This is a genomic window from candidate division TA06 bacterium, assembly GCA_016235665.1.
In the GTDB taxonomy this organism is placed as follows: Bacteria; Edwardsbacteria; AC1; order AC1; family EtOH8; genus UBA5202.
Window position 1 is genome coordinate 43,190 of the sequence record JACRJI010000003.1, and the last position, 14,249, is coordinate 57,438.

13 protein-coding genes are annotated in these 14,249 nt (G+C 57.3%); all 13 read right to left on the reverse strand.

Annotated features, from left to right (window positions below; genetic code table 11):
• Positions 1–13: 13 nt before the first annotated feature.
• The 13 genes from HZA73_00910 to HZA73_00970 all read right to left on the reverse strand — a co-directional run bounded on the left by HZA73_00910 (position 14) and on the right by HZA73_00970 (position 14,233).
• Positions 14–1,096 carry a divergent polysaccharide deacetylase family protein gene (locus HZA73_00910; GenBank protein ID MBI5804584.1) on the reverse strand — a complete coding sequence of 361 codons (1,083 nt, stop codon included), beginning with the start codon at positions 1,094–1,096 and terminating at the stop codon, positions 14–16.
• A complete protein-coding gene (locus tag HZA73_00915; GenBank protein ID MBI5804585.1) occupies positions 1,096–4,557 on the reverse strand; it encodes an alpha-amylase in 3,462 nt (1,153 codons plus the stop codon). The genes HZA73_00910 and HZA73_00915 overlap by 1 nt, the downstream gene beginning before the upstream one ends.
• 141 nt (positions 4,558–4,698) lie before the next feature.
• The gene (locus HZA73_00920; protein MBI5804586.1) at positions 4,699–5,763 is read right to left on the reverse strand and encodes a DUF1028 domain-containing protein; all 1,065 of its coding nucleotides are present in this window, start codon (positions 5,761–5,763) and stop codon (positions 4,699–4,701) included.
• A gap of 33 nt (positions 5,764–5,796) precedes the next feature.
• Positions 5,797–7,680 (reverse strand): M6 family metalloprotease domain-containing protein, encoded by a 1,884-nt coding sequence (locus tag HZA73_00925; protein ID MBI5804587.1) that lies wholly within the window; start codon positions 7,678–7,680, stop codon positions 5,797–5,799.
• A gap of 31 nt (positions 7,681–7,711) precedes the next feature.
• Entirely contained in the window at positions 7,712–8,176 is a 465-nt protein-coding gene (locus HZA73_00930) for a DUF192 domain-containing protein (protein MBI5804588.1), read from the reverse strand.
• Between the two features lie 82 nt (positions 8,177–8,258).
• Entirely contained in the window at positions 8,259–8,639 is a 381-nt protein-coding gene (locus tag HZA73_00935) for a hypothetical protein (protein MBI5804589.1), read from the reverse strand.
• Between the two features lie 45 nt (positions 8,640–8,684).
• Positions 8,685–9,020: a DUF350 domain-containing protein gene (locus HZA73_00940; protein ID MBI5804590.1), complete on the reverse strand. Its 336-nt coding sequence runs from the start codon at positions 9,018–9,020 to the stop codon at positions 8,685–8,687.
• Positions 9,021–9,227: 207 nt separating this feature from the next.
• The gene (locus HZA73_00945) at positions 9,228–9,908 is read right to left on the reverse strand and encodes a hypothetical protein (GenBank protein MBI5804591.1); all 681 of its coding nucleotides are present in this window, start codon (positions 9,906–9,908) and stop codon (positions 9,228–9,230) included.
• Between the two features lie 63 nt (positions 9,909–9,971).
• Positions 9,972–10,571: a hypothetical protein gene (locus HZA73_00950; GenBank protein MBI5804592.1), complete on the reverse strand. Its 600-nt coding sequence runs from the start codon at positions 10,569–10,571 to the stop codon at positions 9,972–9,974.
• 68 nt (positions 10,572–10,639) lie between these two features.
• Positions 10,640–11,512, reverse strand: coding sequence for a succinate--CoA ligase subunit alpha (gene sucD / locus HZA73_00955; protein MBI5804593.1), 873 nt, complete (start codon positions 11,510–11,512; stop codon positions 10,640–10,642).
• Between the two features lie 87 nt (positions 11,513–11,599).
• Complete coding sequence (gene sucC / locus HZA73_00960; GenBank protein MBI5804594.1) at positions 11,600–12,772, reverse strand: ADP-forming succinate--CoA ligase subunit beta; 1,173 nt, start codon at positions 12,770–12,772, stop codon at positions 11,600–11,602.
• A 317-nt stretch (positions 12,773–13,089) separates the two neighbouring features.
• Positions 13,090–13,269 carry a hypothetical protein gene (locus tag HZA73_00965; protein ID MBI5804595.1) on the reverse strand — a complete coding sequence of 60 codons (180 nt, stop codon included), beginning with the start codon at positions 13,267–13,269 and terminating at the stop codon, positions 13,090–13,092.
• Between the two features lies 1 nt (position 13,270).
• Complete coding sequence (locus HZA73_00970) at positions 13,271–14,233, reverse strand: hydroxyacid dehydrogenase (GenBank protein MBI5804596.1); 963 nt, start codon at positions 14,231–14,233, stop codon at positions 13,271–13,273.
• Positions 14,234–14,249 lie beyond the last annotated feature (16 nt).

Genomic DNA, 14,249 nt, shown 5'->3' on the forward strand with positions numbered 1-14,249 from the left:
CTTACGGACGCTTTTATTGGCCGATCCTGGAGACCGAAATAAAGTCAAACTCCTTTTTCGTTTTTTCTCCCGCCGTCTCCTTTAGGGCCTTGATGAATGCCGGGCTGGCCGGGGCCAGAACAATGTACCGGCCCTTTTCCCGGCAGGCGCTCAGCGCCTTGTTCAATTGCCCGGCGGCGGAAGAACGGGGATCCTTGGCTTCAATGACCATATCCGGCTTCAGGTACCGGCATTCCAGCTGGCCGGCCAGTTCAAAAGCCAGGGAGCGAGTGGAGGGCTGGGGTTCCAGGAAGATCAGGCCCTTTTGGAGGCAGTATTTAAGAACAATGTTGCAGACCCGGGAATCCTCCAATGCCCGGGATCCGGCCACGGCGTAAAAACCGGCGGCCTTGGGATAAAGCTTTAAAGCCTGGTCCATCTTGGCCTTGATCTTCAGTTCCGAGTCATCCACCAGGATCGTGCCGGGGCCGGGATCCTGCCGGGGGTATCCCTTGGGCTCCAGCGGCAGGGCCGCCAAAACCGTTTTGCTGATATTTTGAGCGGAAGCCTTGATTATCAGGGTTGCCGCCTGGGGACAGTTCAGGAATTCCTGGGCGGTCTTGGTGTCCTGGGGGGGCCAGTTGTATATTACTATCACCATCCTGGGTTTTGCGGCCGGAGGAACGATCTCGGACCTTTTCCTTTTCACCAGGATATTTACCGTCAGCGTCTCCTGAAAGGCATAGCTCAGCTTAAGCGTCTGTTTTTTGCTGTCCTCTTCGGCCGCCACGGTCTTAAGACCGCAGGATCCTGCCATCCGGCTCAGGCGCAGGTTCAGCAGGATATAGGAAACATCCTTGCCGGCCGCTATCTGATACCAGGTTCCCGAGTCCGGCCCAACCGTCAATGGCCGGACCGCCAGGCTGTCATCCTTCAATCCTGACAGGGCCTGGTCAAAGGCCTTAAGCCCCCCGGCCTCCCGGGCAAAGGAGATCGGACCGGGCCGCGGGATCTTCACTCCGCTGCTCCACAAATACTTCATGACCAGGGCGGCGGCCACAATGGCCGCCAGGGCCAGGATCACGCCCCTGAAGTTGTTGTTCTTCTTTTTTGCCATCAGCTGATCATGCCCGTATATTTGTTGAGGTCATAGCCTGATTCTTCGGCGGACTGGATATACTTCCTGTCAATCTTCAATATTCGCAGCAGTCTCTTGGCCGCCTTGATTCCCGGCTTTTCCTCCATGAGGGAGACCACTGTCTGCCAGTATAGCAGGGTAAGGAACCTTTCCCGGTTGAACCACAGTATCCCCTGGTGCCAATTGCATCCCAGGAATTCCTGCACCCGGGGCTGGCTTAAGAAATCTTTGAACCTGCCACTGTCCTCCAGCAAGTTGTCCCTGGTTGTTTCGGGGAGAGCCAGGTTCTCCCACAACCAGCGCATTTGCGAGGCTGTTTCCCGGGCCACGCCCCCGGCCTGCAGTGACTCTGCGGCCTTTTCCCCGTACAAACCGGCGGAGACTGCGTCCCCCAGCCCCTGCCGGAGTGCCTTCTGCAGCAGTACGGCGTATAAGAACTTGTATCCGGGATCGTTAAACAGAGTAAAAGACATTTCAGCTTCGGGAACAGCTTTTAAATACTTTTGGCCCAGGTGAGAGGCTCTGATGCTTTTGAGCTCCGGTTCATTGGCCAGTCTGGAAACTGATTTGAACTGTTTTTCCGCCTGCCTGATGACATCGTCTTCAGCGGACAGCGGACCAATTATCTTTTCGGCTTCTATAAAATATCTTTTCAGGGAGGAGTTTTGCTGCGATATGAGGACCGTCTGCTTTTCCGGAGAAGCCAGGTATTCCCGGCCAAGATCCGCCGCCGCCAGTGGAAGGAAAAGCTTTGATACTTCATTCAGCACTCCGGCCAGCTTCAATTCCCACAAGGCCCGGCCCATTTCCGGCACGCCCCGGCCCGACAGATGCCGGCACAAATTCCCGTATTCTTCCCCATCAACTTTGCGGAAGGAAGAAAGCAGATTATATTGGTAACCGTTCAGGCTGAAATAAAATCCCTTCTCGATCAGCTCCCCGGACGTCTTGATGTACTCCAGCCCCAAGACCTCGTCCCTGAAGATGTACCAGCCTCCGTGCGTCAGCTGCAGGCGCTGGGCCAGGCTGCTTTTCCCGGCCTGTCTGTCGTTCTCATCCCGGCGCTGGCTGACCGTTTCCCGTATCCATCCCGCCACCGACTGCAACCGGTTGTTGTAAATGAACAGGGCCTGTTCCGGCCCCTGCCCGTTGGAGTAGGCATAAATGTCCGGATGGATGTGGCCCTGTTCCGAGACCGCGTCGTAAAAGGCGAACTGGTCCACCCCGCTGAACAAATGGCGCTTTTTAAGCAGGGGAAAGATCTCCCGCTGGTGCCGTTCCATCAGCCCCTGATCCTCGGTCTCGTTCTGGTAGGAGCGGCCGTACTCCATCCCGTACTTTTCGCCAAACCCTTCCAGCTGGCCGTGGCCGAACAGCGGCAGGCCGGGCAGGGTGGCCATCATGGCGCAGACCCCGAAATACTTGTCCCCCCTGCCGAAGTGGGCGGCGGCCGGCTCCTCGTCGGGGTTGCTGAGGAAGTTGACAAAGCGTTTCAGTATCTCGGGGTTGAACTCCAGCACGTTCCGGATCACCGTCCGGTAATTGGAATTCTCCTCCTTCTTCAGCATGTTCATGAAGGCGCTGTTGTAGACCCGGTGCATCCCCAGGGTTCTCACGAAGAATCCCTCCATCAGCCAGAAAGCCTCGGCCAGCAGCAGGGTCTGGGGGGCCTCGGCGGCGATCCGGTCCACCACGGTCCGCCAGAACTCGGCCGGGAAGGCCCGCTCGAAATCCTGGCGGGACAGGCCCTGGCCGGCCCGGGAGGGGATGTCGCCGCCCGAGCCCGGTTCCGGGAACCACAGCCTCTGGTAATGGCGCTTGGCCAGGGTCATGGCCGCGTCGAAGCGGATGATGGAGGAATAGCGGGCCACGGTCAGTATCTTCTCCATCACCGCCTCCCGCACCGCCGGCAGCAGAAAGTTCAGCTGGGCGGTGTCGTTCCAGGGCAGGTGGGTGCCGTCATTGCCGTGATAGATGTAGCGCGCCTCTCCGGAATTCTTGTCAACCCGCTTGAAGACCACCGCCGCATCCCGGCGATTCCAGTAACCGTCCTCTATGAAAAGGCCTATGCCTGGGTCCTCCGAAAGATCGGGGCCGTTGAAGGCATACCCCGGAAAGGGCGGCTGGGAGGTCTGGACGAACCAGTCGGGATGCTCCACTATCCACCGGGAATACAGGCCGGTGTGGTTGGGCACCATGTCCACCGCCAGCCTTATCCCGCAGCGCTGGGCCCTGTCCTTCAGGTTCCAGTAGGCCGGGTCCCCGCCCAGGTCATGGGAGATGGAATAATCGTAAAGCGAATAGGCCGAGGCCAGCGCTTCCTGGTTCCCGGTCATCTGCTTGATCCGGCGGGAGGCGGAACTGCGCTGCCAGATGCCGATCAGCCACAGGGAGTTGAATCCCCGCTGGGACAGCAGCTCCAACTCCCGGTCGGGGACCTGGTCCAGGGTGGTTATCGGGTATCCGTATTTCTGCGACAGCTGGTAAAGCCAGACCGGGGCATTCTTGGCCATCATCACCACGTTGGGCATCCAGTCCAGGTCCGGGGAAAAGGCTTTTGGCTCGTACTCCGGGCCGGCTTTGGCGCCTGGGGCGGCCCCGCTGAAATCCAGCACCCGAGACGGTCCCGGCCCGCCGCCCCTCATCCGCTCCTCTTCCCGGATGATGTCCAGCGCCAGCAACAGTTTTTGGAACAGCCGCTCCAGCGCCCCGGCCGGCAGTATCTCCAGCCAATGGAGTTTTATATAGTTCAGCTGGTCCGCCAGAGAGTATGGATGGGCCCTGGACGGGGCCAGCAGCAGTTCCACCAGGTTCTGGTTGAAGGGGCCGAACCCGGGCTGTCCGGAGAAAAAGATCTTTAGTGATTCCGTTAACTCCGGGTACCGGCTGTTCTGCCGCAACGGCAGGTCGCCGAATAATTCGCCGAACGGCTCCAGGGCAGGGTTCTGATTGGCTGTCCACAGCAGCAGCATTTCCTCCAGGGAGATCTCCCTGTGGGACACTTTGGCGGTGCTGCCTTTAAGATATTCTGCCAGGGTGATCTGCCGACGGTGCACTAAAAGCGGAGGAAAGGTTTTGACGAATTCCGTCAGACAGTCTTTAGTGTCAGCCGGGGAAAGCTCCCGGTCCAGGTGCGCCAGGGCCTGGGAAAATGCCTTCTGGTTGACCCGGGCACGGTACTGGGCTATCACATAGTGCTGCAGCTCGTCGATCAGGCCCATGGCGGCCAGCTGTCCGGCCGTGATCTGAACCCCGGAACAGTTCATTTTATATGCCAATTGCCGGGCGGCGTTCAGATCGGCCAGGATCACGTTGCCGGAAATGGAAAAAAGGCCATCGTCACAGCCGTACTTCTTTCTGGCGGCGGCCGAGATGTGAAACTCGTAAAGAGGATTGGGGGAGGCCTCGCCCGTTATCCCGGGCAGGACTATTTTAACCATATGGTGGACTCTAGTGCGAACTGCATTGATATGATTATACATTATTTTTGGCATAAAGCAACCAGAAATATGGCTTCCCAAAAGAAGCTAACGTAAAACCCCTTCCGCTGGGGAAGGGGTTCTGTTGATTCGCCGAAGTAGCTACCTGGCCTTTTTCCGCCAATCGCCGAGCTTCTTTTTGAACTCTGGATTCGGGGAGATGGCCAGGGCCTTTTTCTCCAGCTCCACCGCCTTTTTGAAGTTACCCATCCTGGCGTATATCTCGGCCGCGGTGTCCATGATGTTGGCGTCGCCGGGCGCCAGGGCCAATGCCTTCAAGGCCAGCTCCAGGGCCTGCGGCAGGCGGAAATCGTTGAGGGCCATCTCCCAGGCTATCCCGTTGTAAAGCTGGGGGTCGTCATGAAACTCGTCGGCGATCTCTGCCGCCCGGGCAAAGGCGTTTTCCGCCCGGGCTTGGTCGTTCTGCCTGGCCGAGGCGATGGCGATCCGGATATAGGCTTCGGCCCCGAACGTCTTTTGATGTAGCCTGAAGATCCGCTCCAGTTCCTCGATCGGCCGGGGATGGTCGTCCACCCTCAGGTCTATCATCCGGTCGTTGTATCCGGAGTAGCCTCCGGCCTCGGTCACCACCAGCATAGCGGCCGACTGCATCCCCCGGCTGTCGCCGCCGGCCGCCTGCCCGGCGTGAAGGGCGGCTATCAGCCTTTGGGCCAGGCATCCACGGGACCGGACAAAGGCCGCCGCCATGCTGTCGGCCACCTGCGGGCCGGCCAATATATTCCCCTGGACGCAGAAGCCTTCCCCAGCGATGCCGCCGGCCCAGGGCTGACAAAGCTTTCCGGTGAAGGTCACCGCCCGCCCGGCATTGTCGACGATTCCCGCCTGCCGGTTCTGGGCGCTGCTGTCCGCTGATAGAAGCGCTTTCAGGACTGAGTCCGCCGGCAGGCCCCGGGTTAGCATTTCCAGCCCTTCGGGCCCGTACCTGGTGTTGCCCCAAGCTTGGGAGGCCAGGGCGCCGATCCCCGCCCTGGCGTATGGCACCACTGCGCCCACCGCCAGGAACCGCGATTGCACCGCCACTCCCCATTCGCGGGCCACGGAATCGTAGGCCACTATGGAGAAGGTGGCGATATTGCCGTTCCCGCCTGCGACCGCAGCGGAGACTATCAAGACCGGCAGTGAGATTGCTAGTAGCAACGATTTCATGGCCGAGCATCTCCTTTATCCGTAAGTCCTAAGCTATTTCACCAGCACCAAACGGGCGGTGGCCTGCCGGTCCCCGGAGGACAGGCGCAATATGTATATCCCGGCCGGCAGTCTTTTCCCGTGATTGTCCCGCAGATCCCATTTCACCAGATGCTGGCCGGGCTCCCGGCTGCCTAGTTCCAGGCTGGCCGCTTTTTGCCCGCTTATGGCATAGACATCCAGTCTGGCGGCGGAACGATTGTCCGTTTCAAAGCGAATGTCGGCAAAACCCGCCGCAGGATTGGGCCCGCAGGATATGATCCTTATTCCCCGGGAAAGGACGCCGGAGCCGGGCCCCCCGGAAACCCCGGCGGGAAAACCGACCGTAAAGCAGATGGAATCCCCGGCCGCCCCGATGTCGTAAATGTCCAGCCCACCCAATGACCCGTCGTGCAAAAATCCGGTGGGGTTGGTGGCATCGTTGATGGCGTTGCGGGCCGAGCCTTCCGAAAAATAGGCGGTGGAAATGGTGCCGTTGGCCGCAATTGTGCCTCCGGGGCGGTAGAGGTAGACCTCATCAAATATGGTGCTGCCGTCATAGTAGGCATTGCCTTCCCCGGCAAAACTGCTGTTGATCCGGTATACCAGCAGACCGGAACCGTAGAGCGAGTTCTCGTAGATCCCCGCCTTTCGGCGGTACTCCACCACATAATACTCCGAAACGGAGTTCGGCGAGGCGATCTTATAACAGGATCCCCCGGCGCTGTCAGCCAGCGGCTTCAGCCAGTAAGTCCCGGCCGTGATGATCTCCGGCATACTGTCCACCCAGCCGGTATAGTAATATTTCATGTAAGAGCTGGAATGGGCCGGCGGGTTGGGGGTGGAGCACATGATGTCCCAGATGCCGGTGGGAGAAAGGCTGGTGCCGGTGTAATAGTGGTAGAGATCGGGATACCCCACCGAGTGGCCCATTTCGTGGCACAGCACCCCCACGTTGAACTGCGACTGCATCTGAAAATTATAGTCCCAGACCTGCTTTCCGTTTATGTAGGCATCCTCATAATACATTGACCAGCGGTGGGACCAGAGCAGGGTGGCCCAGGCCGTGGTCGGGCCGCGGATCACAAAGCAGACATTGTCCACGTACCCGTCATCATCGGCGTCTATATCCAGCCCGGCCGGAACCTGCCCGGCTATCGATTCAATGGCCCGCCGGAGCAGGCCGTGCTCCCTGGTGGCCCGGTCGTAGCTGTTGTTCCCGCCGGTGTACCCTTCGGGATTGGTGGCGGCATCGTAGGGACAGTAGTAATTACGGTTCAAAGTATCCTGGTAGGAGACCACAAAGGTATCTCCCGACAAAGGATACAGGGTGGACCTTACCGTTAGCCTTTTGTAACTTACCTCATGAAAATAATTCCGCAGGGAGTTGGTCGATCCGGTGCTGTCGTTGAAGGTCCGGCCGTAGTAGTTTAACGATCCGGAGGTGTCCGGGAACTCCGTCTGATCGGCAAAGCTAATGAACACCACCAGATTATTTATCGCCCCGGTAGACGGGGTTTTGGCGCCCTGACCGGCCATATACGGCATAGCCTCCCTGGCCTGCTGCAATACAAAAGGATCGTCATCGAGCCCCGGCACCAGCTTGGCTCCGGCCGGATCATCGCGGCCAGCTACCAACGGCCCCGGTACCAGACGGCCCTGCTCTTTGGCAGCGTATACTATGAACCCGGTGGCGGGGTCCTTTAACACCGTATATCCATTTTTGTCGTACACCCGGTGATGGAACTCGTCCCCGGTCAGGAACAGAAATAGGTTTTGTCCGTCCGGTTGGGTCAAGGTGACGGGAGAATTTTCCACTAACACGGCCTGGGCCGTTGCCGTCCAGCCCAGGATAAACGCCAATAAAAATAGTTTGCCGCATGATAGTTTTAGCTTCATGACCGCTGCCTCTTAAATGTTTCTTGGTTGCTTAAAACCTAACCCTGTCCCCGGGTTTTATACCGTTACTCTGGAACCACCCGGCGTTGGCCTCTATGGCGTAAAGGGCTGGACCCCGGGAGAGATAACGGGGAACCTCGTTCAGAGGTTCCATCCTGAGGATGTTAAGGATGATCCCGTCTTTTGAAACGAATGCTATGTCCAGCGGAAGATAGGTGTTCTTCATCCAAAATGAAAGCGGCTGGGGATACTCGAACACGAACAGCATTCCTTCGTCCTGGGGCATCTGGTGGCGGTGCATCAGCCCTTGGGACCGGGCGGCCTCGTCTTCCGCCACTTCCACCCACAGCCTGGCCCCGCCCATGGCCAGCTGTACCTTGCCCGGCCGGGACTCCTTGGTGGGCAGGGTTTGGGTAGATGTCTCCTGTCTGCAGCCGGCAAGCACCGCCAGGCTGAGATAGGCCAGAACGAAAAAATATCTTTTTTGTATTTTCAAAATGCTAAACACTTCTTGTGCAACTGATCCAAGTAAATGAGGAGGCAGGTTATTCCTGCCTCCTCTGAAATTGTTTCTCCGTTCACTGGCGGCTGGCTACCTGTTCCCATTCATTCTTGTCCCCCAGGAACAGCATGTAACTGCCGGAACCGCTGTATCCCACTATCTCAAAGCGATAGGTCCCGGAATAGGTGAAGGTTACCATTTGGGGCTTCTGTTCGGCCGACCCGCTCATGGTGAATATCTTGTTGCCGTAGGGCGAATAGATGCACAGGTCCGCGTCCAGCGTCCCGTTGGCGCCCATATAGACCAGGCTTTGGTAATTCCCGGTGGAGTTTATCTCGATGTCGATGTATATCCTCTGGCCGCGGGAAAGGCTGCCGTCCCGGTAGATGTATGCCTGACCGGGAAGGGCGTACAACAACAGCAGCGATACTGCGGCTATCGCGGTCTTCCATTTCATGATGAGCCCTCCTTGTAAATGGTTGTGGTGATGGGGCGGTGCGCCTTAGCGCAGCACCGAGATGGCCAGAAGTCCCACCATCACAATCATGCTGATCAGGATCAGGGCCACGCTCCAGTTGCCTTTCTTGATCTCCTCCCACTCGTCGATGTTGGTGGACAGGGCGTCGAAGACCTTGATGGCGATCCCCACCCCCAGGGCGAACCCGATGGAGGCGGTCAGTATCCAGCCCAGGGACATCAGCAGCTTGATGATCCAGGTTCCGAAGGAAATGCTGACGTTGACCGGCCGGCCGGCCCCCTCCTGCACCACCTGGGCCTGGGCTAACAATGAGGCGGCGGACGTTAACAGAACCAGAGACATGGCGGAAAGCTTTTTCATTTTCCATCCCCTTATGTTTATGTTGAACCGTTGGTTTTTGTTTGTTTAAAATCTGGTTTATATGTTACCTCTTTTAAAACCAATTGTCAAGAAGGCTCATATCCTGTTGTTTGGATACTATTGAAGGATTCCGTAAAGCTTGGGAAAAGTTATTTATTGATCACGAAAAATCATGTTAATCCTGTCTACCTTGGGGAAAGGAAAAGGTTATCCCGCTTTCTTTCCCGCCTTCAGCTTGGCCAATCCCAGGATTAGTCCCAGAGCTATGGCCAGCAGGGCCGCCACCACCACCCGGAACTCCGGAGGCAGCATGAAATTCACCGACTGGACCGGCAGCCAAAACCAGATGATGGACCCGCCCACTATCTTGAACATGTTGTCCCAGTCTATGTTCCGGTAGGTCTCGATCAGCGGCCACTTGGAGAACAGCTTATTGCCGTCGATCAGGGTGTCGGTGATCCGGTGAAAGGTCATGAAGGGAAAACCGAACACTGCCTGAAAGAAGAAAGATTTCCAGAAAGCGGTCAGCCAGATTACACCCCGGCCCGGCAAGTAGCCCAGTTCCAGCAGGCCTTCAGTCCCGGCCGAGAACAGGGGAAAGGCCAGGGTCATCATTACACCAAGCAGTCCCCAGACCAGGGCCCGCTGCCACAGCCGGATCCCGGCCAGCTGCCATTTGCCGGAGACCACTTTCCGGCTAAGCAGTTCGCCCATGGTCCCCAGCAGAATGAACTTGGCCATGCCCATTAGGTAGGGATAGGCCCGGGTGGTGGTTACGAATAACTCTCTGGTGCCAGGGATGATCAGAATGGTCAGCACTCCACCCAGCAGCAAAGCCCAGACAAGGGAGATGAAAAGATCCAAGACAAAGTTCTTCGTTTGTTCCATTCTTAATAAAGCGCTATATTTGGTAAGTTAAATCTGCGCCAATCTGCGAAATCTGCGGATACGTTATTTAAAGTCCCCGGGCAGATGGATGGCAAACTTGCAGTGCTCGTCCCCGCTGATGACGGCCTCCAGCACTTCCACCCGGACCTTGGTTCCGAAGATCCCCTCGTAGATCCCCTTGTACCAGCCAGCGCTGCAGTGGCAGTATTCCTTGGAGACCACATTCTTGGTGGCGCGCATCAGGGGGCAGAAACAGGCCGCCATTTGTTTTTCATAGGGCGTAGTGGCTTTGGCAAAGGCCGCCGGGTCGCGCGGACTGCGAATCTCGTAGATCACATTGCCCTCCCGGTAGGGATGGCCGAATTTACCCTTGTCCGCGCCCATGGCTTCCAGCACCCGGTCCACACTTTGGGTCTCGGCATACAGCTTGGTCAGGGCGTCTATCGGCCCGGTCCCGAATTCCTCGGTAAAGACGCAGGCCCGGCCCTGCATGATCTCCTCCCGGGCTGTTTGATCCGGGACGGCCGTCTCCAGCCTCTTCATGGCTTGCTCCGACCAGACAGCATACTCATCCGGACGATCCGGGATCTTGTCACAGCCCGCGATCACGGAATCTCCCTTACCTGGTGCATGGCGGTCTATCTGGGCCGCCCATTTTTTCATCTTATCCGACAGCCACGGCATGTCACGTACCTTTCATAAGAAAATTGACACGAGCATTGTTTTCGTTGTTACTTGCCCATGGCCTTCTTCATGGTCTCGCCCATCTCGGCCGGGGTATTGGCCACCTTGATGCCGCAGGCCTTCAGCACTTTGACCTTCTCGGCATAAGTTCCCTTGCCCCCGGAGATGATGGCCCCGGCGTGGCCCATCCGGCGGCCCGGAGGCGCAGTAGCCCCGGCGATGAAGGCCGCCACCGGCTTGGTGAAGTTCTTCTTGATCCAGCGGGCGGTCTCCTCCTCCAGCGACCCGCCGATCTCCCCGATCATCAGCACCGCCTTGGTCTGCTTGTCGGCCTTGAACAGCTCCAGCGCGTCGATGAAATTGGTGCCGATCACCGGGTCGCCGCCGATGCCGATGCAGGTGCTCTGGCCGATGCCCAGCTTGGTCAGCTGGTTGACCGCTTCGTAGGTCAGAGTGCCGGAGCGCGAGATAACGCCCACCGAACCCTCCTTGTGGATGGCGGCCGGCATGATTCCCACCTTGGCCTTGCCCGGCGAGATGGCTCCCGGACAGTTTGGCCCTATCAGCCGGGTCTTTTTGCCCTGCAGGTAGCGCTTGACGAACATCATGTCGTTGGCCGGCACGCCTTCGGTTATGCAGATCACCAGCTCCAGCCCGGCGTCCACCACCTCCAGGATGGCGTCCCGGCAGTACAGGGCCGGAACGAAGATCATCGAAGTGTTGGCCTTTTGCTTTTCCACCGCCTCGGCCACGGTGTCGAACACCGGATATCCCTCGTGGATGGTGCCGCCCTTGCCGGGCACTACTCCACCCACGAACTTGGTCCCGTACTCGGCGCATTTAAGGGAATGGAAGGTGCCGTGCTGACCGGTGAAGCCCTGGCAGATCAATCGTGTGTTTTTATCAACTAATATTGCCATATATTCCTTTCTTTTCTTCTTGTGAACAAGTCCCTCGCCTGGCGGGAGAGAGATTTAGGCCTGCACTGAGTAAGACAACTCCCTTTGCTAACGAAGTGGAGAGGTAGCCTCCTTGACTATCAGCTGGGCCGCCTCGCCCAGCGACGAGGCCGGTATTATCTTCAGACCGGAGCCGGCCAGTATCTTCTTTCCCTGTTCCACGTTGGTGCCGTCCAGCCGGGCCACGATCGGCACTTTCACGCCCAGGGTCTTGGACGCCGCCACTATCCCCTCGGCTATCACGTCGCATTTCATGATCCCGCCGAAGATGTTCACCAGTATGCCCCGGACGTTGGGATCGGACAAAATTATCTTGAAAGCCTCGGTCACCTTTTCCGTCGAGGCGGAACCTCCGACATCGAGAAAGTTGGCTGGGCTGCCGCCGTAATGCTTGACGATGTCCATGGTGGCCATGGCCAGGCCGGCCCCGTTGACCAGGCAGCCGATGGTCCCGTCCAGCTTGATGTAGCTGAGGTCGTGTTTGGAAGCCAGCACCTCGTTGGGGTCCTCCTCGTCAATGTCCCGCAGGCTGGCGATCTCGGAATGCCGGGCCAGGCCGTTGTCGTCGAAGGTGACCTTGGCGTCCAGCGCAAACAGCGTATCCTCCGGCGTCCGCACCAGAGGGTTGATCTCCACCAATGAGGCGTCCTTGGAAATGAACAGCTGGTACATCCCGGACATCACCTGGCCCAGCTGCTTGGCCAAAGCGCCTTTGAATCCCAGTTTCCGGGACATCTCCGTTCCGTGGTAGGCACGGTAGCCTGATACCGGATCGACCGACACCTTGATGATCTTGTCCGGCGTTTCCGCCGCCACTTTTTCGATCTCCACTCCGCCCTCGGTGGAGCCGATGAAGATGTAGCTGGCGGTGGCTCGGTCGGCCAAAAAGCCCAGATAGTATTCCTTGGCGATGCGGGTATCCTCGGCCACCATTATCCGGCGGACCAGTTTCCCCTTGGGCCCGGTCTGGGGTGTTACCAGCGTCATGCCTAGGATGTTTTTTGAGTGGGCCAGCGCCTCGTCCCTGGACTTGGCCAGCTTGACCCCGCCAGCCTTGCCCCGTCCCCCGGTGTGGGCCTGGGCCTTGATGATCCAGGGCGGGCCGATCAGCCGGGACAGTTTTTGTTCCACTTCGTCAACGCTGGTGGCCATGAAATCCGGCTTGACCGGGATCCCGTGATCGCGCAGCAGCTGGCGGGCTTGGTATTCGTGAATGTTCATGTTTTTTGTTTAGTATTGTTAAATAAAATAGTGTTTACTGATTTTATGCTTTGATCGACAAATATGCAATATAACCCACGAAGCACATAGGCAAAATACTTATAAAAGGTATGAACAAAAAACCTATAACAGACGTTGATGAGCCTGGTGAATGTGTATATATCGAATGCCAAATTGAAAAATGGCCTAATGTCGTAGCTGTAAGTGCACCAATGATACCACCTATGCCGTTGGCATATGCCTTTCTTATAGACCCTTTTGAAGTGTAGTATAGTAAATATCCCGACAGTAAAAGAAACGGAATTAAACTTGTTAATTCAATAAAAAATTAAATTATAGCCTTCTTTAAATTGTGAAACATATATCTCCTGAATTGCTATAAATATTCCGATTTTACCATAAACTACCTTAACGTATAATAATACTGCTGGTGCCACAAGCACACCTACAAGCAAAGGTAAAAAAGAGCAGAGGAGACGTTGTTTTAAATCCTTCATACTATGCCACCCTATTTGTCTCAATTCCCTTCTCAAAATCCGCAATATTCCTGAACGTCACTTCCAGCTTCCTCAACAGCGCCTCATGCGTCTTATATCCCAAATGCGGGGTCAGCACTGTGTTCTTGGCGGTCAAGAGGGGGTTGTCCGGGTTTGTCGGCTCGCTTCCGAACACGTCCAGACCGGCGCCGGCCAGTTTCCCGTCGTTGAGGGCTTGGGCCAAAGCCGCCTCGTCGATCAGCCCGCCCCGGGCGGTGTTGATCAGGTAGGCCGAGGGTTTCATCAATGCTAGCCGCTCCGCGTTCATGATATGCTTGGTCCCGGCGTTAAGCGCCAGGTGCAGGGAAACTATGTCCGAGCGTTTTAACAGATCATCTAACTCGCAATATATCCCGCCCAGCTTCTGGAACTCATCCTTCTTGACCCGGTTGTAACCCAGCACCTTGCAGCCAAAGGCGGCGAACAGTTTTGCCGCGGCCAGCCCGGTGGCCCCGGTGCCTACTATGCCCACGGTTTTTCCTTTGAGCTCCACGCCATCCGGAAAAGCAAAGAACTTCTGTTCGGTCTGGCGGGCGTGGGCGTCGCCCCTGGGGATCTTGCGAAGAATCGACAACGCCAGGCCCAGCGCCAGCTCGGCCACCGAGTCGGTGGAATACCCCGGCGTGTTGTAGACCGCGATCCCCTTCTCTTTGCAGGCCGCCAAGTCCACGTGGTCGTACCCGGTAAAGGAGACGGAGATCATTGACAGCGCGCAGTTGCGGATGGTCTGGCCGTCTATCGGTAAACTGCCTGTGATCAGGTACTTGGCGCCGCCCACCAGCTCGGCCAGCGGCTTGCCTTCGGCCAGCTCGGAGCCCTTCCAGACCAGCATATGATCTGGCAGGATCTCAGCAAACCGCTGCTGCACCAGTTCCCGGGGCACGCCCAGCGTCTGGATAAGTATGACCTCTGATGGTTTGTTCATTGTTTGGATATTATAA